Annotated in this window: 20 protein-coding genes; 10 read left to right on the forward strand and 10 right to left on the reverse strand. The window is 60.5% G+C overall.

Annotated elements, in window-relative coordinates:
• Positions 1–11: 11 nt before the first annotated feature.
• Positions 12–1,844 carry an ABC transporter ATP-binding protein gene (locus V8689_RS20445; RefSeq protein WP_056786602.1) on the forward strand — a complete coding sequence of 611 codons (1,833 nt, stop codon included), beginning with the start codon at positions 12–14 and terminating at the stop codon, positions 1,842–1,844.
• Between the two features lie 175 nt (positions 1,845–2,019).
• Entirely contained in the window at positions 2,020–2,721 is a 702-nt protein-coding gene (gene aqpZ / locus V8689_RS20450; RefSeq protein ID WP_032895853.1) for an aquaporin Z, read from the forward strand.
• 148 nt (positions 2,722–2,869) lie between these two features.
• Here the strand turns inward: aqpZ and V8689_RS20455 are convergent, their stop codons facing one another.
• From V8689_RS20455 to V8689_RS20465, 3 genes are all read right to left on the reverse strand, one after another.
• Positions 2,870–3,118, reverse strand: coding sequence for a BrnA antitoxin family protein (locus V8689_RS20455; RefSeq protein WP_032895852.1), 249 nt, complete (start codon positions 3,116–3,118; stop codon positions 2,870–2,872).
• Positions 3,096–3,374: a BrnT family toxin gene (locus tag V8689_RS20460; protein ID WP_003193132.1), complete on the reverse strand. Its 279-nt coding sequence runs from the start codon at positions 3,372–3,374 to the stop codon at positions 3,096–3,098. Before V8689_RS20460 ends, V8689_RS20455 begins: the two co-directional genes overlap by 23 nt.
• 77 nt (positions 3,375–3,451) lie before the next feature.
• Positions 3,452–4,576 carry a GNAT family N-acetyltransferase gene (locus V8689_RS20465; protein WP_003193134.1) on the reverse strand — a complete coding sequence of 375 codons (1,125 nt, stop codon included), beginning with the start codon at positions 4,574–4,576 and terminating at the stop codon, positions 3,452–3,454.
• Between the two features lie 284 nt (positions 4,577–4,860).
• On the opposite strand from V8689_RS20465, the gene V8689_RS20470 reads away from it, so the two are divergent.
• Positions 4,861–6,183: a putative porin gene (locus tag V8689_RS20470; RefSeq protein ID WP_003193136.1), complete on the forward strand. Its 1,323-nt coding sequence runs from the start codon at positions 4,861–4,863 to the stop codon at positions 6,181–6,183.
• Between the two features lie 104 nt (positions 6,184–6,287).
• Here the strand turns inward: V8689_RS20470 and V8689_RS20475 are convergent, their stop codons facing one another.
• The 5 genes from V8689_RS20475 to aceK all read right to left on the reverse strand — a co-directional run bounded on the left by V8689_RS20475 (position 6,288) and on the right by aceK (position 14,531).
• Positions 6,288–6,521 carry an anti-sigma factor family protein gene (locus tag V8689_RS20475; protein ID WP_056786605.1) on the reverse strand — a complete coding sequence of 78 codons (234 nt, stop codon included), beginning with the start codon at positions 6,519–6,521 and terminating at the stop codon, positions 6,288–6,290.
• A complete protein-coding gene (locus V8689_RS20480) occupies positions 6,515–7,129 on the reverse strand; it encodes an RNA polymerase sigma factor (protein ID WP_056786613.1) in 615 nt (204 codons plus the stop codon). The genes V8689_RS20475 and V8689_RS20480 overlap by 7 nt, the downstream gene beginning before the upstream one ends.
• A 145-nt stretch (positions 7,130–7,274) precedes the next feature.
• Positions 7,275–8,396, reverse strand: a complete 1,122-nt coding sequence (locus tag V8689_RS20485) for a beta-ketoacyl-ACP synthase III (protein ID WP_003193141.1) — start codon at positions 8,394–8,396, stop codon at positions 7,275–7,277.
• Positions 8,397–8,701: 305 nt separating this feature from the next.
• Positions 8,702–12,613 carry an ATP-dependent RNA helicase HrpA gene (gene hrpA, locus V8689_RS20490; RefSeq protein ID WP_056786615.1) on the reverse strand — a complete coding sequence of 1,304 codons (3,912 nt, stop codon included), beginning with the start codon at positions 12,611–12,613 and terminating at the stop codon, positions 8,702–8,704.
• 208 nt (positions 12,614–12,821) lie between these two features.
• Complete coding sequence (aceK, locus tag V8689_RS20495; RefSeq protein WP_056786617.1) at positions 12,822–14,531, reverse strand: bifunctional isocitrate dehydrogenase kinase/phosphatase; 1,710 nt, start codon at positions 14,529–14,531, stop codon at positions 12,822–12,824.
• A 161-nt stretch (positions 14,532–14,692) separates the two neighbouring features.
• Between aceK and V8689_RS20500 the strand changes: the two genes are divergently transcribed.
• Positions 14,693–15,574, forward strand: a complete 882-nt coding sequence (locus V8689_RS20500; RefSeq protein ID WP_056786620.1) for a DMT family transporter — start codon at positions 14,693–14,695, stop codon at positions 15,572–15,574.
• Positions 15,575–15,685: 111 nt separating this feature from the next.
• Here V8689_RS20500 and V8689_RS20505 read toward each other — a convergent pair whose 3' ends face one another.
• Positions 15,686–16,546: a DMT family transporter gene (locus tag V8689_RS20505; protein WP_056786624.1), complete on the reverse strand. Its 861-nt coding sequence runs from the start codon at positions 16,544–16,546 to the stop codon at positions 15,686–15,688.
• Between the two features lie 419 nt (positions 16,547–16,965).
• Here V8689_RS20505 and V8689_RS20510 point away from each other — a divergent pair, with 419 nt between their 5' ends.
• Together V8689_RS20510 and V8689_RS20515 are read left to right on the forward strand one after the other, a co-directional pair.
• A complete protein-coding gene (locus V8689_RS20510) occupies positions 16,966–17,757 on the forward strand; it encodes a CPBP family intramembrane glutamic endopeptidase (protein WP_056786626.1) in 792 nt (263 codons plus the stop codon).
• 206 nt (positions 17,758–17,963) lie between these two features.
• A complete protein-coding gene (locus V8689_RS20515) occupies positions 17,964–19,529 on the forward strand; it encodes a methyl-accepting chemotaxis protein (RefSeq protein WP_056786629.1) in 1,566 nt (521 codons plus the stop codon).
• Between the two features lie 115 nt (positions 19,530–19,644).
• Here V8689_RS20515 and V8689_RS20520 read toward each other — a convergent pair whose 3' ends face one another.
• Positions 19,645–20,337 carry an alpha/beta family hydrolase gene (locus tag V8689_RS20520; protein ID WP_056786631.1) on the reverse strand — a complete coding sequence of 231 codons (693 nt, stop codon included), beginning with the start codon at positions 20,335–20,337 and terminating at the stop codon, positions 19,645–19,647.
• Positions 20,338–20,416: 79 nt separating this feature from the next.
• On the opposite strand from V8689_RS20520, the gene ccoN reads away from it, so the two are divergent.
• The 4 genes from ccoN to ccoP are packed head-to-tail and all read left to right on the forward strand — an operon-like array spanning position 20,417 to position 23,608.
• Positions 20,417–21,841 (forward strand): cytochrome-c oxidase, cbb3-type subunit I, encoded by a 1,425-nt coding sequence (gene ccoN / locus V8689_RS20525; protein WP_056786634.1) that lies wholly within the window; start codon positions 20,417–20,419, stop codon positions 21,839–21,841.
• Positions 21,842–21,851: 10 nt separating this feature from the next.
• On the forward strand, positions 21,852–22,460 hold the full coding sequence (ccoO, locus tag V8689_RS20530) for a cytochrome-c oxidase, cbb3-type subunit II (RefSeq protein WP_003193159.1): 609 nt from the start codon (positions 21,852–21,854) through the stop codon (positions 22,458–22,460).
• Between the two features lie 3 nt (positions 22,461–22,463).
• A complete protein-coding gene (locus tag V8689_RS20535; RefSeq protein ID WP_003193161.1) occupies positions 22,464–22,664 on the forward strand; it encodes a cbb3-type cytochrome oxidase subunit 3 in 201 nt (66 codons plus the stop codon).
• A complete protein-coding gene (ccoP, locus tag V8689_RS20540) occupies positions 22,661–23,608 on the forward strand; it encodes a cytochrome-c oxidase, cbb3-type subunit III (protein WP_003193162.1) in 948 nt (315 codons plus the stop codon). Before V8689_RS20535 ends, ccoP begins: the two co-directional genes overlap by 4 nt.
• Positions 23,609–23,890 lie beyond the last annotated feature (282 nt).

The following is a 23,890-nucleotide window of genomic DNA, read 5'->3' on the forward strand; positions in this document are numbered from 1 at the left end:
CGTCAAACCTAATGCTCTATCGTCGTTTTGAACAGCTGATCGATATTTTCCGCGACGCCCCCAGCGCGGCACCTCCCGAAAAAGTCCTGCCCTTCTATCTCTATTACCTGCGCCAGGTGTGGCCGTGCTTCGCCGCGCTCTTGGTAGTGGGACTGGTCGGCGCCCTGATCGAAGTGGCGTTGTTCAGCTACTTGAGCCGCATCATCGACCTGGCCCAGGGCACGCCACCGGCGAACTTCTTCCAGATCCACAGCGCCGAGCTGATCTGGATGGCCGTGGTCGCCCTGTTGTTGCGCCCGCTCTTCAACGGCCTGCATGACTTGCTGGTGCACCAGACCATCAACCCTGGGATGACCAGCCTGATCCGCTGGCAGAACCACAGCTACGTGCTCAAGCAGAGCCTGAATTTCTTCCAGAACGATTTCGCCGGGCGCATCGCCCAGCGGATCATGCAAACCGGCAACTCTTTGCGTGACTCGGCGGTGGCGACCGCGGAGGCTATCTGGCACGTGTCGATCTACGCCATCAGTGCCCTGGTGTTGTTTGCCGAGGCCGACTGGCGGCTGATGATTCCGCTGATCACCTGGATCGTTTGCTACAGCCTGGCCCTGCGTTACTTCGTACCTCGTGTGAAAGAACGCTCGGTGGTCTCCTCGGAGGCGCGCTCCAAGTTGATGGGCCGAATTGTCGACGGCTATACCAACATCACCACCTTGAAGCTGTTCGCCCATACCCAAAATGAACAGGAATACGCCAAGCAAGCGATCATCGAGCAGACCGAAAAAACCCAACTGGCCGCCCGCGTGCTCACCAGCATGGACACCGTGATCTGTATTTTGAACGGCCTGCTGATCGTCACCACCACTGGCCTGGCCCTGTGGCTGTGGACACAATCGCTGATTTCCGTGGGCGCGATTGCCCTCGCCACCGGCCTGGTGATCCGCATCGTCAACATGTCCGGCTGGATCATGTGGGTGGTCAACGGCATCTTCGAAAACATCGGCATCGTGCAGGACGGCCTGAAGACCATCGCCCAGCCACTGGCCGTGGTCGACCGTGAAAACGCCCCGCGCCTGACGGTGCCCCACGGCCAGGTGCGCTTTGAGCAGGTGGACTTCCACTACGGCAAGACGAGCGGAATCATTGGCGGCCTCAACCTTGAGATCAAGGCCGGGGAAAAGATCGGTTTGATCGGCCCATCCGGCGCGGGCAAATCGACGCTGGTCAACCTGCTGCTGCGCCTTTACGACCTGCAGGGCGGGCGCATCCTCATCGACGGCCAGGACATCGCCGAGGTCGCCCAGGAAAGCCTGCGCGCACAGATCGGCATGATCACCCAAGACACCTCGTTGCTGCACCGCTCGATCCGCGACAACCTGTTGTATGGCAAGCCCGACGCGACTGACGAAGAACTCTGGGCGGCGGTGCACAAGGCCCGCGCCGATGAGTTCATCCCGCTGCTGTCGGACTCCGAGGGCCGCACCGGGCTGGATGCCCACGTGGGTGAACGCGGGGTGAAACTCTCCGGCGGGCAACGTCAGCGTATCGCTATCGCTCGCGTGCTGCTCAAGGACGCGCCGATCCTGATCATGGACGAAGCCACCTCTGCGCTGGACTCGGAAGTGGAAGCGGCGATCCAGGAGAGCCTGGAAACCTTAATGCAGGGCAAGACGGTGATTGCGATTGCACACCGCTTGTCGACCATCGCACGCATGGACCGCCTGGTGGTGCTGGAAAAAGGCCAGATCGCCGAAAGCGGCAGCCATTCCGAGTTGCTGGCATACGGCGGGCTTTATTCGCGGTTATGGCAGCATCAAACCGGAGGGTTTGTCGGTATAGACTGATTTTGTTGGGTAAAGCCCCGCTCAATTCCGAACAATTCTGACAGCTTTCTCTATCTGGCTGGTCTTGCGGCACAATCCTGCTGTACTGCAATCAGGCCCCAGGAGGGCCCTGATTTAAGGCGGCAGGGAAGCCACACAGACCGTTAATCAGATAGAGCAATCTAAGGAAGTGTTCATGTCACTGTTCAAACGTTCCGTAACGGAAGGACTGGGTACGTTTTGGCTGGTGTTGGGCGGCTGCGGGAGTGCAGTGTTGGCCGCAGCGTTCCCCAACGTGGGCATCGGCCTGCTCGGTGTGTCACTGGCTTTCGGGCTCACGGTACTGACCATGGCGTTTGCCATCGGGCATATCAGCGGCTGCCACCTAAACCCGGCCGTCTCGGTGGGGCTGGTGGTCGGGGGCAGATTCCCGGCCAGGGAGTTGCCGGCCTACGTCGTGTCGCAAGTGATCGGAGGCGCCATCGCCGCCGCACTGCTGTACTTCATCGCCAGCGGCAAGCCTGGGTTCGAACTGGCCTCCGGGCTGGCAAGCAATGGCTATGGCGAGCATTCACCCGGTGGTTATTCCATGGCGGCAGGCTTTGTCTGTGAGCTGGTGATGACAGCGATGTTCGTGCTGATCATCCTTGGCGCCACCGACCGTCGAGCCCCGGCAGGCTTCGCGCCCATCGCCATTGGCCTGGGATTGACGCTGATCCACCTGATCTCCATCCCGGTGACCAACACCTCAGTCAACCCGGCCCGCAGCACAGGGCCTGCGTTGATTGTCGGCGGCTGGGCGCTGCAGCAGTTGTGGCTGTTCTGGCTCGCGCCGATCCTCGGCGCGGTGATCGGCGGCATCACCTACCGATGGTTAGGTGCAGAGAAAACAGCTTGACCCAATCCCTGTAGGAGCGAGCTTGCTCGCGAAAAACGCCAACGATGACGCAGTGCTTACAGCTGTAAACCCGCGTCGTCTGTACGTTCTTCGCGAGCAAGCTCGCTCCTACAAGGTGTTTTACGGCTTGACCTCTATTGAATGCGCTTCAACCCTGGTGGGCTTGCATGTACTGACGCAACAATTGATTAATACGTGTCTGATATCCGGTGCCTTGACCTTTGAACCACTCCAGAACATCGGCATCCAGTCGAATGGTCACCGCCTGCTTCACAGGAACACGTAACTCGGCGCGTCGGAAAAATTCGGCGTCCAGCTCAGGAATATCGCTGGTGTCGATTTCTTTATCATTCATGTTGGCCAGGCGCTCCCAATCAGTTTTCGATGTTTGCGTCATAGTATTTGGCCTCCTTCTTGGTTGCTTTTCGCGCAGAGATGATACGGATCACATCACCACACCGCTCGGTATATACGACCACACCCATTAACAATTTGATCCAGCCAATACTGATCCAACGCTCTTCGCCATAATCTGCCCGATCATCGCGTAAGGCCAGCATTGGATGCCGAAAAATATCTGGGACGTCGTTAAAGTCGATGCCGTGCTTAGAAATATTGGCTTTGTTCTTAGATTCATCCCACTCAAAATGCATGGCACATCCTGTGTGTACGTTTGTACATACAGATTAGCGATTTTATTGTTAGTCAGCACGGTTGCCAGACCGATGGTTCAGACCTGCCGATAAGGTAGGGCCGCCCTCGCCTCTTCGGCATACGCCAGAACCCCAACGCGTTCTCGCTCAAGAAAATCCTCCACAGCGTTCTTCAACCCCGGGTGGCGCAAATAGTGCCATGAGCGCGTAATCACCGGTTCAAATCCGCGAATCAATTTGTGCTCCCCCTGGGCACCGGCATCGAAGCGTTGCAGGCCGTGGGCGATGGCGTAGTCCATGCCTTGGTAGAAGCAGGTTTCGAAATGCAGGCGGTCGAATTCCGCCAGGCAGCCCCAGTAGCGGCCATAGAAGCTGTCGCCACCGAGCAGGCTGAAGGCCATGGCCACCGGGCGCGTGCCTTGTTTGGCCAAGACTACGCGGATGGCTGCGGGCATGCGCTCAGCCAGCAGGCTGAAAAACGCACGGGTCAGGTAGGGCGATTGCCGGCGCACCGCGTAGGTGTTGGCGTAACAGGCGTAGACAAAATCCCATTGGGCTTCGCTTAGTTCGTGGCCTTGCAACCACTCGAACTCGATACCCTGCCCCGCCACTTGTTCGCGCTCTTTGCGCATCTGTTTGCGCTTGCGTGAACTCAGGGCGTCGAGGAAATCCTGGAAGTCGCGGTAGCCTCGGTTCTGCCAATGAAACTGACAACCCAGGCGTTGCAACCAGCCGGGGTGTTGGGCCATGGCTTCATCGGCGAGGGCATCGGTAAAGTTGATATGGGCGCTCGACAGGCCTTCGATCTCCAGATACCCCGGCAGGCTATTGAGCAACTCAAAAGCGTCTGCGGCACTGGCAGCCAACACGCGCGGCCCACCGACCGGGCTGAACGGCACGGCTGTCAGCAACTTAGGGTAATAGTCGATGCCGGCGCGCTCGCAGGCGTCGGCCCAGCCGTGATCGAACACGTACTCGCCATACGAATGCCATTTGCGATAACCCGGCAATGCCGCCATCAGCCGGTCGCCTTCCCAGTGCAGCAAGTGCTCCGTCTGCCAGCCCGAATGCGGGCCGACGCTGGCGCTGTCTTCCAGCGCACTCAGAAACCCATGCTGCATGAACGGCTGGGCCTGTGGCATCAGGGCATCCCACGTGTGCGCAGCGATATCGGACAGGCTGTCCAGGCGTTGCAGCGGCATCGGCATCCTCATTGTTTCTTGGCATGAAAACCTGGCGAGTATCGCTGATCACAGCCGCGCACACACCCAGAAAACACGCGGACAGACGTCAAAACCCTTAGTTCCGTCGCGTAACGATTTGTCATCTAGATGAAATCACTTAGCCACTACTCCGTCATAAACGGTCGCGATACTGACGCCAGTTTTTAGAGCGCCCGGGTCTACCGGGCGACATTTTTCCGTCCGTCATGGGTCGGTTGTGTCCTGGAGGGTGTTGCCCTCCCTCCTCACTTTCGGAGATTGATATGCGTCTTGCTTCCACTAAAACTGCGGCGGTCCTGTGTGGCGGCCTGTTGCTGGCACTGAGCGTTCCGGCCAGCGCTGCAGTCGACGCTAAATTGCTCGACATGCTCAAGGCCAACGGCCAGATCACCGCAGCGCAGTACACCGAACTGCAAATGGAACTGGCCAGGGATCAGAAAGAACAACAGATCGCCCGCCAGGCTCAACAAGAGACCAACGAGCAGATCGCGGCCACTGCGAAAAAAACCAACGAGCTGAGCAGCTTCGACCAGAAATTGGCTTGGGCAGCCAAGACCCAGTTCAAGGGTGATGTGCGCTTCCGTCAGGAAACCATCAAGATCGACGGCGAGCCCAACAACGGTGGGCGTGACAAGGACCGTCAACGTATCCGTGCACGCCTGGGTGCCTACACCGAAATCAACCCGCAAGTGGACACCGGTATCCGTATCGCCACCGGCGGCGGCGACGATGCGCGTTCCACCAACCAGGACCAGGATGGCTACTTCGATAAGAAGTCGATCTGGCTGGACCTCGGCTACATCGACTACCACCCGGACCAGATCAAGAACCTGCACGTGATCGGCGGCAAGATGCTGCAACCGTGGGTGAACATGGGCGACGTGATCTGGGATAGCGACATCAACCCCGAAGGCCTGGCCGTCACCTACAAATACCCACTGGGTAGCAGCGCTGAGCTGTTCGGTAGCCTCGGCAACTACAACCTCAAGGACAACGTAGACGGTGACGGCGTGCAATTTCGCCATGACCTGCGCCTGACGTCCGGCCAGTTGGGTACGCGTTTCTCGGTCACCGACAACCTGAAAATGACCTTGGGCGGCAGCATCTACGCCTACAAGAATGACGAAGACAGCCGCTGCACAACCACCACCACACCTTGCGCATTGGCGGTCAACGGCAACTCGGCCAACAACGAATTCCGCTTGTACGAAGGCTTTGCACAAGCAGACATCGGCGGCCTGGCTGTGCCGCTGTCGTTCTACGGCCAGTACGTGAAAAACAACGATGCGGTGACCGACCAGGACACCGCCTGGTTGCTGGGTGCCAAGTCCAAGGTGTTCGGTTTGAACCTGGACTACAACTACCGCGACGTTCAACGTAATGCCGTCGTAGGCGCCTTCACCGATTCGGACTTCGCCAACGGCACCACCGGCTCGCGCGGTCACAAGATGAAAGTCAGCTACGACATCGACAAGAACTTCGCCATCGGCGCCACCTACTTCCTGACCAAGGCTGACTTTGCCAGCCGGACCCAGCGGGATGCCGACACCAACACCTTGCAGCTGGATGCTGAAGCCAAGTTCTAACGTTTAACATGTAGGAGCGAGCTTGCTCGCGAAGAACGTCAACGATAACGCGGGTATCCTGGATAATCGCGTTGCCTGTGGGCTCTTCGCGAGCAAGCTCGCTCCTACATGTCTTTATGCCGTTCGGCGGCCAGTTGTTCGGCCAGCGCATCCACACCCTCCACCGGCTCCTGCGGCATACGCTTGAGCGTCGCCTGCATCAGGCGCATCTGACGGATAAAGCGCCGGCAGTTCGGGCAAAACATCAAGTGATGACGCACCATCAGACGCTCCCGAAAGGTCAATTGCCCATCGAGATAGTCACTGGAACGCGCTACTTGCTCTTTACAGGTCAACATTCGCCCGTTTCCTCAAAATGCTCCACCGTGGCGAAGACTTTAAGCCGTGCTCGATGCAACAGCACACGGACGTTGGAGAGTGAAAGGGTGAGAAGATTACAGATCTCTTCCAGCTCCAGGCCTTGGCGTTCACGCAACACCAGCACGCTGCTTTGTAATTCGGACAAACTCAGAATCGTATGCTCCAGGCATTGGCGCAATTCATCTTCGGTCAGCAGCGCTTCCGGGGTGTCCTGGTGCCAGGCATACGGGGCGACAGCCCAATGACCATCATCCGGGCTGAAGCGGTCATCACCGATAGTGCCGTGGGGTGAGGGCAAATCGTCGAGCAGCACTTCCCGACGATTTTGTTTGTAACGACTCTTTGCGGAGTTGGCAGTAATGGTCAATAACCACGTCTTGAGGCTGGATCGCCCTTCGAACTTGGCCAGGTTGCGCACCACGGAAAGCCAGGCGTCTTGCACGACTTCGTCGGCGTGGCGCTGGCCGACGATGGCATAGGCCACTGCCCGCATTGCACTCTGGTAGGTGTTGACCAAATCCTTATAAGCCCGCTGCTCACCCTTGAGCAGGCGTTGAAGCAGGTGCGTGTCGTCCGCTGCTGCCATCGTTTACCTCAATCTTGCCGTGGAAATACGGTCAATGTGGGAGCTGGCTTGCCTGCGATCCAGACAACTCGGTGAATCAGGCACACCGAGCCGATGCTTTCGCAGGCAAGCCAGCTCCCACAGTTGACCGTGTCCGGCCACACACTCAGCGTTTGCGCAGGATCACACTGCCAATCGAATACCCGGCGCCAAAGGAGCTGAGCACCGCAACCGCGCCCTTGGGCAGGTCATCTTGATAAGTGTGGAACGCAATCACCGAGCCGGCCGAGCTGGTATTGGCGTAAGTATCGAGGATCACCGGCGCTTCTTCCACCGACGCGTCGCGCCCCAGCAGCTTCTTCACGATCAGGTGGTTCATGCTCAGGTTGGCCTGGTGCAGCCAAAAACGCTTCACATCGGTGACACTCAACTGGTTTTCTGCCAAGTGCTCGCCGATCAATTCGGCCACCATCGGGCAGACATCACGGAATACCTTGCGGCCTTCCTGCACGAATAGCTTGTCGGGGGCGCCGATGCCCTCTTCCGCCGTGCGGTTGAGGAAGCCGAAGTTGTTACGGATGTTGTTGGAGAACTTGGTCAGCAGCTTGGTGCTCACCACGTCGAACTGATGCTCGGATGTCGCCAGGTCAGCACGCTCCAGGATCACCGCCGTGGCGGCATCGCCGAAGATGAAGTGGCTGTCACGGTCACGGAAGTTCAGGTGGCCGGTGCAGACTTCCGGGTTGACCATCAGGATCGCCCGGGCCTGGCCCAACTGGATGCTGTTGGCCGCGTTCTGAATGCCGAAGGTGGCCGAGGAACACGCCACGTTCATGTCGAAACCGAAACCCTGGATACCCAAGGCTTCCTGGACTTCGATGGCGATCGCCGGGTAGGCGCGTTGCAGGTTGGAGCAGGCGACGATCACGCCGTCGATGTCGGCGGCGGTCTTGCCGGCGCGCTGCAAGGCTTGTTCGGCGGCACCGATGGCCATCTGGCAAAGCACCGACCATTCGTCGTTGCTGCGCTCGGGCAGGCGCGGAGCCATGCGCTGCGGATCGAGGATGCCGTCCTTGTCCATCACAAAACGGCTCTTGATGCCGGATGCTTTTTCGATGAATGCCGCGCTCGACTCAGTCAGCGCCTGCACATCGCCACGTTCGATAGCAGCGGCGTTGTCGGCATTGAACTGTTGTACGTAGGCATTGAAAGACTGCACCAGCTCTTCGTTGGAAATGCTGTTGGCCGGGGTGTACAGGCCAGTGCCGCTGATGACGACGTTATGCACGGTCGTTCCTCTAAATCTGTCAGGCAGAAGATATTGGTACCGTCGTACCAAACTTAAAGTGGTTTGATGTCATCCAGCGGGCATCAAACTGGCAATGCTTTTATTCACTCTTGTAACCGCGAAGTTTGCCACAACCCTGGGGATTTGGCGCTATAGGCCAAACAAACATCCCATTGTGGGATGGGGCTTGCCCTGATGCCTGTAGGAGCGAGCTTGCTCGCGAAGAACCCACAGGCAACGCGTTTATCCAGGATACCCGCGTTATCGTTGAGGTTTTTCGCGAGCAAGCTCGCTCCTACTGGGGTTCAGGGCTCCACCTGGCTCCATTGCTTGCTCAAACGCTTGTCGGAAATCGGTACCTTGGTGCCCAACTGCTGGGCAAACAGCGACACCCGGTATTCCTCCAGCCACCAGCGGTACAGCTCCAACTGCGGGTCGCGCTTGCCTTCCTGGGTGTGTTTGTTCAGGCGGTTCTGGTACTGCGCCCACAAACCGCCCAGTTCGCTGCTCCACACCCGGTCCTTTTGCACCTGGCTCGGCAGTTTTTCCAGGCGCAGTTCGATGGCCTTGAGAAAACGCGGCAGCTCCTTGAACCACTGGGCCGGGGTTTCCCGCACAAAGCCTGGGTACACCAGGTTACTCAGTTGCTGCTTGATATCGTTCAAGGCCACGGCCTGGGCCAGGTCGATCTTGCCCTTGAAGCGTTTTTGCAGGCCGTGCCAGAGCTTCAGCACTTCCAGGGTCAGGCGCGCCAAGCGTTCGGCGTGCTCAGTCCAACTGCCGCGCTTGCGTTCAGCCAAGGCTGCCAGGCCAGCGCCGTCGCGTGGCAGGCTATCTTCGCCTTCAAGTACACAGGTATCGAGGCTGGCCAACAGGATGTCTTCCACCAGCGCGTCGATACGCCCCAGTTCACGGTACATCAGGCCCAGCTCGGTCAAGCCCGGCAATTTGCCACGCAGGAATTTCGCCGGTTCCGCCAATTGCTGCATCAGCAGGCGCTGCAAGGCGCGACGGTGTTGAAACTCGGCTTCGGCAGCGGTAGAGAAACGCCCCTCCTTGACCGTGCCGTTCTCTTCCACCAGGGCCGGGTACACCGTCATCGACAAGCCAGCGATGTTCTGCTGGGTTTTTTCCGCCACCGCCGCAAACACCTTGGCCTCCACCGGCTGCTGGCTTTTCGCGGTTTGCGGTACGGCCAAGGCAGCCTGGCTGGCTTGCGCGAACCGTGCGGTGAGCTCGGCCAGGTCGCGGCCTTCGCCAAGGAACTTGCCCTGGCCGTCGACCACTTCCAGGTTCATCTTCAGGTGGTTTTCCACCTGTTGCGCCGCCTCGGCCCACGCCTCATCGCTGACCCGCGCACCGGTCATGCGCAGTAATTCGCGCCCCAGCGCCTGGGGCAGCGAGCCCTGGCCGAATTCGATGCGTTGCAGCGCGGCCTTGACGAAGTCCGGCACCGGCACAAAGTTTTTGCGCAGCGCCTTGGGCAAGTTGCGCACCAGGGCGATGCACTTGGCCTCGATCAAGCCCGGCACCAGCCACTCCAGGCGCTCGGCTGGCAACGCTGGCAACAACGGCGCCGGTACCCGCAGGGTCACGCCATCGCGAGGGTGGTTGGGTTCGAAGTGGTAACTCAGGGCCAGGGCGAGGTCGCCCAGGTGCAAGGTGTCCGGGTAATGCGCGGCGGTGACTTCACTGGCCTCGCGGGCCAGTACGTCTTCTTCGCGCATGATCAGCAGTTGCGGGTCTTTCTGGCTGTTGACCTTGTACCAACTGTCAAAGGTGGCGGTCTGGTGAATCTCTGCGGGCAGGCGTGCATCATAGAAGGCGTAGAGGGTTTCTTCGTCGGCCAGGATGTCGCGACGGCGAGCCTTGGCTTCCAGCTCGTCGAGTTGCTCCAGCAGTTTCTGGTTGGCCGTCAGGCATTTGGCCCGGGACTGAATCTCGCCGCGCACCAGGCCTTCACGAATAAACAACTCACGGGACACCACCGGGTCAATCGGCCCGTAATGCACCGGCCGGCGCCCGACCACGATCAGCCCGAACAGAGTGATCTGCTCAAACGCCACCACCTGGCCGCGCTTCTTCTCCCAATGGGGTTCGAAGTGGTTTTTCTTGATCAAGTGCCCGGCCAGCGGTTCGATCCAATCCGCGTCGATTTTCGCCACCATGCGTGCATAGAGCTTGGTGGTTTCCACCAGCTCGGCGGTCATCAGCCATTGCGGGCGCTTCTTGCCGATGCCCGAAGACGGGTGAATCCAGAAGCGTCGCTGCCGCGCCCCGAGGTAGTCGCCGTCTTCGGTCTTCTGGCCGATCTGGCTAAGCAGGCCGGACAACACGGCTTTATGCAGCTTCGGATAATCGGCGGGCTCTTTGTTGAGGCTCAGCTGCATGTCGCGGCAGATCAGGCTCAATTGGCGATGGGAGTCGCGCCACTCGCGCAGGCGCAAGTAGTTGAGGAAGTTTTTGCGGCACCAGTTGCGCAACGGGCTGGCGGTCAGTTCCTGGCGCTGCTCCTCGAAACCGCGCCACAGGTTGACCAACCCGGCGAAGTCCGAATCCGGGTCTTTCCACTGTGCGTGGGCCTGGTCGGCCGCTTGTTGACGCTCTGGCGGCCGCTCGCGCGGGTCCTGGATCGACATGGCGCTGGCGACGATCAACACTTCCTGCAAACTGCCCAGCTTGGCCGCTTCCAGCAACATGCGGCCCATGCGCGGGTCCACCGGCAAGCGGGCAAGCTGGCGGCCCAACGGCGTGAGCTGGCTGTTGCGGTCTACCGCCGAGAGTTCTTGCAGCAGGTTGAAACCGTCGCTGATGGCCTTGCCATCCGGCGGTTCGATAAACGGGAAATCGGTGATCTCGCCCAGGCGCAGGTGCAGCATCTGCAGGATCACGGCAGCGAGGTTGGTGCGCAGGATCTCCGGGTCGGTAAATTCCGGGCGCCCGATAAAATCTTCTTCGCTGTACAAGCGCACGCAAATGCCCGGCTCAACCCGGCCGCAACGGCCTTTACGCTGGTTGGCGCTGGCCTGGGAAATCGCCTCGATGGGCAAACGCTGCACCTTGGCGCGGTAGCTGTAGCGGCTGATGCGCGCCGTGCCGCTGTCGATCACGTAACGAATGCCCGGCACGGTCAGCGAGGTTTCCGCGACGTTGGTCGCCAGTACCACGCGCCGGCCCGGATGGGACTGGAAAATGCGCTGCTGCTCGGCCGGCGACAACCGTGCGTACAACGGCAAAATCTCGGTGTGCTTGAGCTGGGCCTTGCGCAGCATGTCGGCCGCGTCACGAATCTCGCGCTCGCCGGGTAAAAACACCAACACGTCGCCAGGGCTGCGCCGCTCGCTGCGTTCATAAGCGGCGATTTCATCGAGGGTAGCGAGGATCGCCTGGTCAACGGTCAGGTCGTCCTCGACGCGGTTGCCCTCCTCGTCCTGTTCCAGGGTGAGTGGGCGGTACCAGGTATCCACCGGGAAGGTGCGGCCCGACACCTCGACAATCGGCGCATCGTCAAAATGCTTGGAAAAGCGCTCCAGGTCGATGGTGGCCGAGGTGATGATGACCTTCAGGTCGGGACGACGCGGCAACAGGGTCTTGAGGTAGCCGAGCAGGAAGTCGATGTTCAGACTGCGTTCGTGGGCTTCGTCGACGATGATCGTGTCGTAGCGTTCCAGGTAACGGTCGTTCTGGGTTTCGGCCAGCAGGATGCCGTCGGTCATCAGTTTGATCAGGGTGTTGGCATTGCTCTGGTCTTCAAAGCGCACTTGATAACCGACCAGAGCGCCCAGTGGCGTGGCCAGTTCTTCAGCGACGCGGCTGGCGACACTGCGCGCTGCGATTCGACGCGGCTGGGTATGGCCGATCAGGCCGAACTGGCCGCGGCCGATTTCCAGGCAGATTTTCGGCAACTGCGTGGTTTTACCCGAGCCGGTCTCACCGGCGATGATCAGCACCTGGTGCTTGTTCAGCGCGTCTTTGATCTCATCGCGCTTGGCGGCAATCGGCAGGCTGTCGTCGTAGCGAATCACCGGCAAGCTGGCGCGCCGCGCCGTAACCTGCGCGCAGGATGCCTGCATGCGCGCCACCCACTGCGCCATTTTGTCCTCGTCGGGCTTCTTGCGCAGCTCAAGCAACTGGCGCCGCAAGCGGTGGCGGTCGGCGAGCATGGCGTGATCGAGGGTTTTGAGCAGTTGGTCGAGGGTGGGTGCTTGGTCTGTCATCAGCTATTTCGACGGTCATCTATTTATGCACGGCCGGCAAGTGTGGCAGAAAAGCAGCCGAGCTGGCAGACGGTTGAGCTTCAACGGGAGTAAACCGAACCAGAATGTGGGAGCGGGCTTGCTCGCGAATGCGGTGTGTCAGTCACAGATGGATCAACTGAACCACCGCATTCGCGAGCAAGCCCGCTCCCACAAGGGGGGGAATGCGTTACAGGGGGTCTTTTCGGCGGTAGGGGAATACGTCGATCACCTTGCCGGCCCGAATCGCGTCCTGCAGGCCCTTCCAGTAGTCAGCGTTGTACAACTCGCCATGCAGTTCATCGAACAACCGGCGTTGCCCGGCGTCGGCAAACAGGAACGGCGGGAACTCTTCGGGGAACACGTCCAGCGGGCCGATGGAGTACCAAGGCTCGGAGGCCATTTCATCCTCGGGGGTGCGCGGCGCGGGGATATGGCGGAAGCTGGCCTCGGTGAGAAAGCAGATTTCGTCGTAGTCGTAGAACACCACGCGGCCGTGGCGGGTGACGCCAAAGTTTTTCAGCAGCATGTCGCCGGGGAAGATATTCGCCGCCGCCAGTTGCTTGATCGCCAGGCCGTAATCCTCCAGGGCTTCGCGCACCTGGGCGGGGTTGGCGTTGTCGAGGTAGAGGTTGAGCGGGGTCATGCGTCGCTCGGTCCAGCAGTGGCGGATAAGCACGGTATCGCCCTCCACTTCGACAGTACCGGCGGCGACTTCCAGCAGCTCGGCCAGGCACTCGGGCTCGAACTTGCTCAAGGGGAAGCGGAAGTCGGCGAACTCCTGGGTATCGGCCATGCGCCCTACCCGGTCGACGCTTTTCACCAGGCGGTACTTTTCAATCACCGTGGCGCGGTTGACGTTTTTCGACGGCGAGAAGCGGTCCTTGATGATCTTGAACACCGTATTGAAACCCGGCAGCGTGAACACGCTCATGACCATGCCGCGCACACCGGGGGCCATGATGAACTGGTCATCGGTGGTGGCCAGGTGGTTGATCAGCGCGCGGTAGAACTCGGATTTGCCGTGCTTGTAGAAACCGATGGAGGTGTACAGCTCGGCAATGTGCTTGCCCGGCAGGATGCGCTTGAGAAAGCCGATGAACTCGGCGGGCACCGGTACATCGACCATGAAGTAGGAGCGGGTGAACGAGAAGATGATCGACACGTCGGCTTCGTCGGTGATCAACGCGTCGATCTGGATGCCACGCCCTTCGCGGTGCAGCAGCGGGATCACCAGCGGCCATTGTTCGTCGCGGGTGTAAATGCGCCCCACGAGGTAGGCGCCTTTGTTGCGGTAGAGCACCGAGGAAAACAACTCGACCTTGAGGTCTGGGTCCTTGCACACCCAATCCGGCAGGTTTTCCCGCAACTGGGCTTCGAGGCGGCGCAGGTCGGCGGGCAGGTCGGCGTAGGGCTCACTGAAGCTGTAGTCAGAGAACACCTGCGCGAGCATGTCCGAAATTTTACCGGCCGGCGTATAGATGCGGGTTTGCGCCGCCCGAGCCCGGCGCAGGCTAGGCCGAGTGGTGTGGATGAACATGCAGCCGTCGCTGATCAGGTCATGGCTGAACAGGCCGCAGAAGATCGAGTTGTACCAGGTCTCGGACAACTCATCGTCAAAGCGCAGGTCGATCAAGCCGATATAGGCGCTTTTTACCAAGGGCCACTGGCCGATGTCCTGCAACGCCGCAGGGTCAAAACTGGCGCGCAGGCGGGTCGTCACCTCAGCGACTTTCTCCTCATAGAGGTTGATGCGCGCCGCCGACGCGGCCTGCCCCTGCTGCCACTGGGCCTTCTCGAAACGCTCACGGGCACCGTCGGTGATCTGGCGGAAGTGCTCACGGTAATCGTCGAAACCGTCGAGGATCATCCGGGCGATAGCGAGGGCGGACTGCGACATGCGGGAAACCTCGAACGGGTATCTGGAAGCCCAGAGCTTAGCCAGTGAACCAGTGCAGGAGAAGAATGATTTTGCACGGCGGTGAACGGACTGCAATTAGCCATTGTGCCGACCTGCCCGCTGGGCAACACTTCTGCGCCCGATTGGCGTAGGAGTTTTCCGTGAGACCTGTTGACACCCTGTATCTGCTGGGGCTGGCTGCCATTTGGGGCGCGAGTTTCCTGTTCATGCGCATGATCGCGCCGGAAATCGGCACGGTGCCCACCGCGTTCTTCCGCGTGTCGATTGCCGCCGCGGGTTTATTGGTGATCCTGGCGATGCTGCGCGTGAGCTGGGATTTCCAGGGCAAGTTCAAGACGGTCCTGCTGCTGGGGGTGATCAACTCGGGGATTCCCGCGACTATGTACTCGGTGGCGGCGCAGGTACTGCCGGCGGGTTATTCGGCGATTTTCAACGCCACCACACCACTGATGGGCGTGCTGATTGGCGGATTGTTTTTCAGCGAACGCCTGACGCCGTCGAAAATCGCGGGTGTCGCCTTGGGGCTGTTTGGCGTTGCCGTGCTCACACGTGCGGGGCCGGTGGCCTTTGATCTGGAATTATTGATGGGCGCCCTGGCGTGCCTGCTGGCAACCACCTGCTATGGCTTTGCTGGTTTCCTGGCGCGGCGTTGGCTGGACCAGCGCGGCGGGTTGGACAGCCGTCTCTCGGCCTTGGGCAGCATGTTGGGGGCGACGTTGTTTCTGTTGCCGTTCTTTGCCTACAGCGCCATCAGCCATCCACCGGCGAGCTGGGGCGGCTGGCAGGTGTGGTCGTCGCTGCTGGGATTGGGGCTGGTGTGTACGGCGTTTGCCTACATCCTGTATTTCCGCCTGTTGTCATCCATTGGCCCGGTCAAATCGATGACCGTGACCTTTATGATTCCGCCGTTCGGCGTGTTGTGGGGGGCGTTGCTGTTGGATGAGCCATTGTCCATGGCTCATCTGTATGGCGGGGTGTTGATCGCCGGGGCGTTGTGGTTGGTGCTGCGCCGGTCCAAGTAACTGTAGGAGCGAGCTTGCTCGCGAAAAACCCGAGAGCACCCTGTTCATTCAGGATGCCCTCGTTATCGTTGACGTTCTTCGCGAGCAAGCTCGCTCCTACAGGGGTGGGTTTCAATGCTTACGGAATACAAACACCAAGCCGACGATGATCAACGTCATCCCCAGCACGCTCAGCAGGGCCAGGCGATTGCCGAAGATCAGGTAGTCCATCACCGCCGTCACCGCTGGCACCAGATAAAACAAGCTGGTGACATTCACCAGGTTGCCCCGGGCGATCAGGCGGTACAGCAACAGCGTCGCCAGCACGGACACCACCAGCCCCATCCACAGCACCGGCAGGTAAAAGCGCGCACTGTGTTCAAAATGGAACGGCTGGAACGGCACGAACACCGCGCACAGCAGCAACCCGGCCAGGTATTGCAGTGGCAGCGTGCCCAAGGGGTTGTCAGTGATGCGCTTTTGCATGATCGAGCCAAACGTCATGCTCGCCAGCGCCAGCAGCCCGAACAGCATCCCCGCCAGGGACATGCCCGCCAGCCCGATGCCCTGGTACACCACCATGATCAGGCCCGCCAACCCCAACCCCAGGCCGAACAGCCGGCGCCAGGAGCGTTGACGCTCCATCAGCACCACAGTGAGGATCGGCTGCACGCCCATGATGGTCGCCATCACCCCGGGGGTGACGTTGAGGTCCAAGGCCAGCAGATAGAAAATCTGATAGGCCCCCAGCAATACCAGGCCGGTCGCCGCCGCATACAGCAGGGGCTTGCCGGGACGTGGCAGCTTCAACTTGAGGATCGGTACCAGCACTACCAACCCCATCAGGGCGATGGCAAACCGGATCAACAGAAAGGCAAAGGGTGAAGCATGGGCCAGGCCCAACTTGGAGAAGATTGCCCCGCTGCTCCACAGCAGGACAAACACGCTCGTCGAGGCCGCCGCGGCCACGGATTGTTTCGAAAGCACAGACATGGTTACCACCTGTTATCAGGCCAAAAAGCCGACTCAGTAGAAACTGAATTTCAGTAGTTTTTTTCAGGCAGGCACGGGGCAACAGCGGATTGCTGATCAGCCCGAAATGCCAACACCCGGCGGTGATACGACTGCGTACACCGGCGTGCTACTGACAGGTGGGGGGTAGTGACTGATCTGCGCAGGCTGCTTGCCACGGCACGGCACGACCACAGCGTTGACCGCTGAATCGACTACCGCTATGCACTGGGAAGCTGGCATGTGCTGATCTTTTTGAAGGGATAAAGACGCGACGACTATAACCAGCCGCAAACATACTTTGCAATCCTTTCCCCCTTGCCTTGTACGTGGAGGCGTTTTCATGCCCTAGAACCTGGCCACTCGCTATAATGCCGCCCGGATTTTTCGAAGGATTTCACATGATTGCTTTGCCCTGGCTGTACCTCACCCTACTTTCCATTGGCTATGTCGTGGCCTTGATCTACGGCCAACTGGGCGTACTGGCGGCGGTCTCCATCGCACTGCTGCTGGTGGCCGGGTATGCCGTACGCCAACAACGCAACCCTTGGGCACGCTACCTGGGCCACGGTTTGTTTATCGTCCTGGCCCTGGGCCTGGCGATGCACTGGCTGCCGGGGTTCTATAACGGTCGCGGTATTGCGCCCCAGCGTTTTACTCCGGACTCAGTGCCCTTCTCGATGTACCTGAACCAGGACAAACCGCTGATCGGCTTCTGGCTGTTACTGGCCTGCCCGTGGATTGTGGCGCGACGCTCATTGCGCCTGTCGATCTGCGTCACGGCCGTGGCCCTGACCCTGGCCGCCATCGCCGCCCTGGGTGGCGCAGCGCTGCTAGGGATGATCAGTTGGGCGCCCAAGTGGCCGGACGAAGCGTGGCTGTGGGTATTGAATAACCTGCTGCTGGTGACACTGGTCGAAGAAGCGCTGTTTCGCGGGTATATCCAGGGCGGCCTGAGCCGACGCTTCAAACACCTGCCCTATGGTGAGAACCTCGCGCTGCTGCTGGCCTCACTGTTATTCGGCCTGGTGCATTTTGCTGCGGGTTGGCAGTGGATGCTGCTGGCGGGTATTGCCGGCGTGGGTTACGGCCTGGCCTATCGCTTTGGTGGTTTGGGCGCGGCGATTGCCACGCATTTTGGCTTGAATCTGCTGCACTTCGGCCTTTTCACCTACCCGATGCTCGCCGGCTAAGCCTTCCTCACTGTAGGAGCGAGCTTGCTCGCGAAGGACTTCAACGCTAACGCGGGCATCCTGAATGAACGCGTTGCCCTTGAGTGCTTCGCGAGCAAGCTCGCTCCTACAGGGGGCAACGCCGTTCCCAGGATTGTTGCAAAAATAAGTTAAATAAATGCCCCGCATGGCCGATACCCCCTGAAAGCCTTGCGGATTGAACAATCATGCGTAATAACCAACCCGTTACCCAGCGCGAACGTACCTTCCCCGCTCAGCAACGGTTGATCTCCACCACAGATGCCAAGGGTGTGATTACCTACTGCAACGACGCCTTTGTCGAAATCAGTGGGTTCACCCGTGAAGAACTGATCCGCGCCCCACACAACCTGGTGCGTCACCCGGATGTGCCGCCGGCCGTGTTCGCGCATATGTGGTCCACGCTCAAACAAGGCTTGCCATGGATGGGCATTGTCAAGAATCGCTGCAAGACTGGTGACCACTATTGGGTGAACGCCTATGTGACGCCGGTCTTCGATGGCAACCAGGTGATCGGCTACGAATCGGTGCGTATCAAGCCCACCGCCGAGCAGATCCGCCGGGCCGAAGCGCTCTATCAACGCATCAACCAGGGCAAGTCGGCCGTTCCCCAGCGGGACAAGTGGCTGCCGGTGCTGCAGGACTGGCTGCCGTTTATCCTGGTCAGCCAGCTGAGCTTCATGATCGGCGCCACCCTCACCTCCCAATGGGGTTTTGCCCTGGCAGCGGCGCTGTCGGTGCCGCTGGGCCTGCTGGGCCTGAGCTGGCAGCAGCGCGGCCTCAAGCGTTTGCTGCGCCTGGCCGAACAGACCACGTCCGACCCGTTGATCGCGCAGATGTACACCGACAGCCGTGGCGCACAAGCGCGCCTGGAAATGTCGATCCTCAGCCAGGAAGCGCGTCTGAAGACCTGTCTTACCCGCCTGCAAGACACCGCCGAGCACCTCAACGACCAGGCCGCGCAGTCCAACACCCTGGCGCACAACAGCTCCAGCGGCCTGGAACGCCAGCGCGTGGAAACCGAACAGGTGGCCACTGCGGTGAACCAGATGGCGGCGACCACCCAGGAAGTGGCCAGCCACGTGCAACGCACCGCCGATGCCACCCAGGAAGCCAACCGCCTGACCGGGCGCGGCCGCGATATCGCCGGGGAAACCCGCGAGGCGATTCAGCGTCTTTCGGCAGCCGTTGGGGAGACTGGCGTGACCGTCACGCAACTGGCCAAGGACAGCGACGAAATCGGCGGCGTGGTTGATGTGATCAAAGGCATCGCTGACCAGACCAACCTGCTGGCACTCAACGCCGCCATCGAAGCCGCGCGGGCCGGTGAAATGGGCCGTGGTTTTGCGGTGGTCGCCGATGAAGTGCGCCAACTGGCACAGCGTACGGCCGAATCCACCGGGCAGATCCATACCCTGATCGCCAAGCTGCAACACACCGCGGCTGCGGCCGTGCAAACCATGGACGCCGGGCACCGCCAGGCTGAAGAAGGTGTCGCGCGGGTGATGGAAGCGGACCAGGCCTTGGTGGGCATCAGTGAGGCGGTGGCCAATATCACCGACATGACCACCCAGATTGCTGCTGCTACCGAAGAGCAAAGCGCGGTGGCCGAGGAGATCAGCCGCAACATCAGCACCATTGCGCTGTTGGCGGACCAGACCTCGGAGCAGGCGATGAACTCGGCGCAGTTGAGTGAAGAGCTGACGCATACCGCCAATACCCAGTATTCGCTGGTAGAGCGCTTCAACCGCTGAACGGGCTCGTTCCCACGCTCTGCGTGGGAATGCCTCCTGTGACGCTCTGCGTCACAACTTTAGAGGGGGACGCAGAGCGTCCTGGGCTGCATTCCCACGCGGAGCGCGGGAACGATCAACAGGTCCTGAGAAACTCAGCCACCTGCACCGCCGCCGCCTCCAAGTGCTGCTCATGACTGAACCCCGAAGCCTTCAACGGCTTCAGGTCATGATCCCCCGCCACGAGCCACATCACCTCGATACTCTCTGACAAGTCATAACCTTCTACCGCCGCCCGATTGCCCAAGGCATCGCGCTCGCCCTGCACTATCAACGTCGGCGTCTTCAGCGCAGCCAAATGCTCCACCCGGGGTTTCTCTGGCTTGCCCACCGCATAAAACGGATAGCCCAGGCACACCAACCCATCGGCGCCCAATTCATCGGCCAACAAACTGGCCATGCGCCCGCCCATGGACTTGCCGCTAATCGCCAGTTTCCCAGCGACATGACGTCGCACCTGGGCATACACCTCACGCCACGCCTCGAGCAGTTTCGGCGCCGGATTCGGTGGGCGCTTACCGCCGTCCACACGGCGCTGGGCCATGTACGGGAACTCGAAGCGCAACACGTTCACGCCATGCGCGGCAAGGCGTGCAGCCATGTCGTTCATGAACGCCGAGTCCATCGGAGCGCCAGCGCCGTGGGCCAGGATCAGCGTGACCGGCTCACCCGACGTCGTGCCCGTGGCGACATCCCACAACCAGCCATGTTCCCGTACACACTGCGCCCATTGATCCCCGTCAATACTGGCCTTGTGCTCTTTGCCCATGCTTGCCTCGCTTTTTAGTCTGCCTATAACTCCAGCCCAAGTGCCGCACTTGCTTGGGTTGAACCGTGGATGGGGAACCATGAACACTACTTTAAGTACCGCCTATAACTACAAGGTGGTCCGCCAATTCGCCATTATGACGGTGGTGTGGGGCATCGTCGGCATGGGGCTCGGGGTTTTTCTCGCCGCCCAATTGGTTTGGCCTGCGCTCAACTTCGATTTGCCTTGGACCAGCTTCGGCCGCCTGCGCCCTTTGCACACCAACGCGGTGATCTTCGCGTTCGGTGGCTGTGCGCTGTTCGCCAGCTCCTTTTACTCGGTGCAACGCACCTGCCAGACGCAGCTGTTCGCGCCGAAAGTCGCCGCGTTCTGCTTCTGGGGCTGGCAGCTTGTGATCCTGCTGGCCGCGATCAGCCTGCCACTGGGCTACACCAGCTCCAAGGAATACGCCGAACTGGAATGGCCGATCGACATCCTGATCACCATCGTCTGGGTCGCCTACGCCATTGTGTTCTTCGGCACGATCATGAAACGCAAGACCAAGCACATCTATGTGGGCAACTGGTTCTTCGGTGCGTTCATCATCACCGTGGCCATTTTGCATATCGTCAATAACCTGGAAATCCCGGTCAGCCTGACCAAGTCCTACTCGCTGTACGGCGGTGCGACGGATGCCATGGTGCAGTGGTGGTATGGGCATAACGCAGTAGGCTTTTTCCTCACTGCAGGCTTCCTCGGCATGATGTACTACTTCGTGCCCAAGCAGGCCGAACGCCCGGTGTATTCGTATCGCTTGTCGATCGTGCACTTCTGGGCGCTGATCACCCTGTACATCTGGGCCGGCCCGCACCACTTGCACTACACCGCCCTGCCGGACTGGGCACAGTCCCTGGGCATGGTGATGTCGCTGGTGCTGCTGGCACCGAGTTGGGGCGGCATGATCAACGGCATGATGACCCTCTCGGGCGCCTGGCATAAGCTGCGCAGCGACCCGATCCTGCGCTTTTTGGTGGTCTCCCTGGCGTTCTACGGCATGTCGACCTTCGAAGGCCCGATGATGGCGATCAAGACCGTCAACGCCCTCTCCCACTACACCGACTGGACCATCGGCCACGTACACGCCGGCGCGTTGGGCTGGGTGGCGATGATCTCCATCGGCGCGCTGTACCACATGATCCCGAAAATCTTCGGTCGCGAGCAGATGTACAGCCTCGGCCTGATCAATGCGCACTTCTGGCTGGCTACCATCGGCACCGTGCTCTACATCGCCTCGATGTGGGTCAACGGCATCGCCCAGGGCCTGATGTGGCGTGCGGTCAACGAAGACGGCACCCTCACCTACTCCTTCGTCGAAACCCTGGTGGCCAGCCACCCAGGCTTCATCGTGCGTCTGGTGGGCGGTGCGATCTTCCTCAGCGGCATGTTCCTGATGGCTTACAACACATGGCGCACCGTGCGTTCGGCGCAACCTGCCGACGTCACCGCTGCCGCGCAGATGGCCTGAGGAGTCGATGATGAAACACGAAACGATTGAAAAGAACGTCGGCCTGTTGATGCTGCTGATGGTGCTCGCCGTGAGCATCGGTGGCCTGACCCAGATCGTCCCGCTGTTCTTCCAGGACGTGACCAACAAGCCGGTCGAAGGCATGAAGCCCTACACCGCGCTGCAACTGGAAGGCCGCGACATCTACATCCGCGAAGGCTGCGTACAGTGCCACTCGCAGATGATCCGCCCGTTCCGCGCCGAGACCGAGCGCTACGGCCACTATTCGGTGGCTGGCGAAAGCGTGTGGGACCACCCGTTCCTGTGGGGCTCCAAACGTACCGGCCCGGACCTGGCCCGCGTCGGCGCACGCTACTCGGACGACTGGCACCGCGCGCACTTGTACAACCCGCGCAACGTGGTGCCGGAGTCGAAAATGCCAGCCTACCCCTGGCTGGTCACCGCCGCCGTCGACAGCAGCCACACCGAGACCAAGCTGAAGGTGATGCGCACCCTCGGCGTGCCATACACCGACGACGACATCAATGGCGCGGTCGCCAGCCTCAAGGGCAAGACCGAGATGGACGCGCTGGTTTCCTACCTGCAAGTGCTCGGCACTGCCATCAAGAGCAAGAGGTGAGCCATGGGATTTGAATTCGATGCGGGCACCATCCGCGGCCTGGGCACGCTGGTGGTCGCCATCGCCTTTATCGGCCTGTCGCTGTGGGTATTCAACAACCGCCGCAACGCGGAATTCGAGCAGGCGCGCCTGCTGCCGTTTGCCGATGAACCTTCCCCACCCGACGCTCAAGCAGAGCCAGCCACAAGGAGCACTCGGCCATGACTACGTTCTGGAGTACATGGATCTGCGTATTGACCCTGGGCAGCCTCATCGGCCTGACCTGGCTGTTGGTCGGCACCCGCAAGGGCGAGACCAAGGGCAGCGTCGACCAGACCATGGGCCACGCCTTCGACGGTATCGAGGAATACGACAACCCGCTGCCCCAGTGGTGGTTCATGCTGTTCGCCGGCACCCTGGTGTTTGCCGTCGGCTATCTGATCCTCTACCCGGGCCTGGGCAACTGGAAAGGCGTATTGCCGGGCTATGAAGACGGCTGGACCCAGACCAAGGAATGGGACAAGGAAATGGCCAAGGCCGACGCCAGGTTCGGGCCGATCTTCGCCAAGTTCGCGGCCATGCCGGTGGAAGAAGTCGCCAAGGACCCGCAAGCACTGAAGATGGGCGGTCGCCTGTTCGCCTCCAACTGTGCGGTGTGCCACGGCTCGGACGCCAAGGGCGCCTATGGTTTCCCCAACCTGGCGGACAACAACTGGCGCTGGGGCGGTTCGGCTGAGGCCATCAAAGCCACCATCCTGAACGGTCGCCACGCGGCGATGCCGGCCTGGGGTGAAGTGCTGGGAGAAGACGGGGTGAAAAACGTCGCCGCTTACGTGCGCCACGACCTGGCCAAGCTGCCATTGCCTGCTGACAACAGCGCAGACCTGGCAGCCGGGCAAGCCGCGTTCAACACCACCTGCGTGGCCTGCCACGGCCCGCAAGGCCACGGTGTGGAAGCCATGGGCGCGCCCAACCTGACCGAGCCAGCAGGCTTTATCTACGGCACCAGCCTGGCGCAGTTGCAGCAGACCATCCGCCATGGCCGCCAGGGCCAGATGCCGGCCCAGGACGTGCTGCAAGGCAATGACAAGGTGCACCTGCTGGCGGCTTACGTGTACAGCTTGTCCCATAACGCTGAAGGTGCAACGCCAGACAGCGCGACCGAGTAACCGCTGCCCCGGCCCGGGGCGGCAACCCGTCTCACTGTAGGAGCGAGCTTGCTCGCGAAGAACTTCAGAGCGCCGCGTTTATGCTGGATAAGCGTGGTGCCCTCAGGTTCTTCGCGAGCAAGCTCGCTCCTACAGGGATCGGGTGTTGTTTTCATTTGCGCGACCAAGTGTCGCACCTCTTCCAAGCCTACCTTTCCCCTCCTCCTATTCGGGTCTACGCTTGTTCCCACAGTGGACCATTTCTGGCCTACGCGACGGTAGCCGTTGCGCCCCTGAAATTTC

The sequence above is a fragment of the Pseudomonas sp. AK181 genome (assembly GCF_051122975.1).
Classification (GTDB): Bacteria; Pseudomonadota; Gammaproteobacteria; order Pseudomonadales; family Pseudomonadaceae; genus Aquipseudomonas; species Aquipseudomonas lactis.

Excerpts from the sequence above, each read along its gene's own strand:
- V8689_RS20445 (WP_056786602.1), top strand. The coding sequence starts at position 12 with ATGCTCTATCGTCGTTTTGAACAGCTGATCGATATTTTCCGCGACGCC.
- aqpZ (WP_032895853.1), top strand. The coding sequence starts at position 2,020 with ATGTCACTGTTCAAACGTTCCGTAACGGAAGGACTGGGTACGTTTTGG.
- V8689_RS20455 (WP_032895852.1), bottom strand. The coding sequence starts at position 3,118 with ATGACGCAAACATCGAAAACTGATTGGGAGCGCCTGGCCAACATGAAT.
- V8689_RS20460 (WP_003193132.1), bottom strand. The coding sequence starts at position 3,374 with ATGCATTTTGAGTGGGATGAATCTAAGAACAAAGCCAATATTTCTAAG.
- V8689_RS20465 (WP_003193134.1), bottom strand. The coding sequence starts at position 4,576 with ATGCCGCTGCAACGCCTGGACAGCCTGTCCGATATCGCTGCGCACACG.
- V8689_RS20470 (WP_003193136.1), top strand. The coding sequence starts at position 4,861 with ATGCGTCTTGCTTCCACTAAAACTGCGGCGGTCCTGTGTGGCGGCCTG.
- V8689_RS20475 (WP_056786605.1), bottom strand. The coding sequence starts at position 6,521 with ATGTTGACCTGTAAAGAGCAAGTAGCGCGTTCCAGTGACTATCTCGAT.
- V8689_RS20480 (WP_056786613.1), bottom strand. The coding sequence starts at position 7,129 with ATGGCAGCAGCGGACGACACGCACCTGCTTCAACGCCTGCTCAAGGGT.
- hrpA (WP_056786615.1), bottom strand. The coding sequence starts at position 12,613 with ATGACAGACCAAGCACCCACCCTCGACCAACTGCTCAAAACCCTCGAT.
- aceK (WP_056786617.1), bottom strand. The coding sequence starts at position 14,531 with ATGTCGCAGTCCGCCCTCGCTATCGCCCGGATGATCCTCGACGGTTTC.
- V8689_RS20505 (WP_056786624.1), bottom strand. The coding sequence starts at position 16,546 with ATGTCTGTGCTTTCGAAACAATCCGTGGCCGCGGCGGCCTCGACGAGC.
- V8689_RS20510 (WP_056786626.1), top strand. The coding sequence starts at position 16,966 with ATGATTGCTTTGCCCTGGCTGTACCTCACCCTACTTTCCATTGGCTAT.
- V8689_RS20515 (WP_056786629.1), top strand. The coding sequence starts at position 17,964 with ATGCGTAATAACCAACCCGTTACCCAGCGCGAACGTACCTTCCCCGCT.
- V8689_RS20520 (WP_056786631.1), bottom strand. The coding sequence starts at position 20,337 with ATGGGCAAAGAGCACAAGGCCAGTATTGACGGGGATCAATGGGCGCAG.
- ccoN (WP_056786634.1), top strand. The coding sequence starts at position 20,417 with ATGAACACTACTTTAAGTACCGCCTATAACTACAAGGTGGTCCGCCAA.
- ccoO (WP_003193159.1), top strand. The coding sequence starts at position 21,852 with ATGAAACACGAAACGATTGAAAAGAACGTCGGCCTGTTGATGCTGCTG.
- V8689_RS20535 (WP_003193161.1), top strand. The coding sequence starts at position 22,464 with ATGGGATTTGAATTCGATGCGGGCACCATCCGCGGCCTGGGCACGCTG.
- ccoP (WP_003193162.1), top strand. The coding sequence starts at position 22,661 with ATGACTACGTTCTGGAGTACATGGATCTGCGTATTGACCCTGGGCAGC.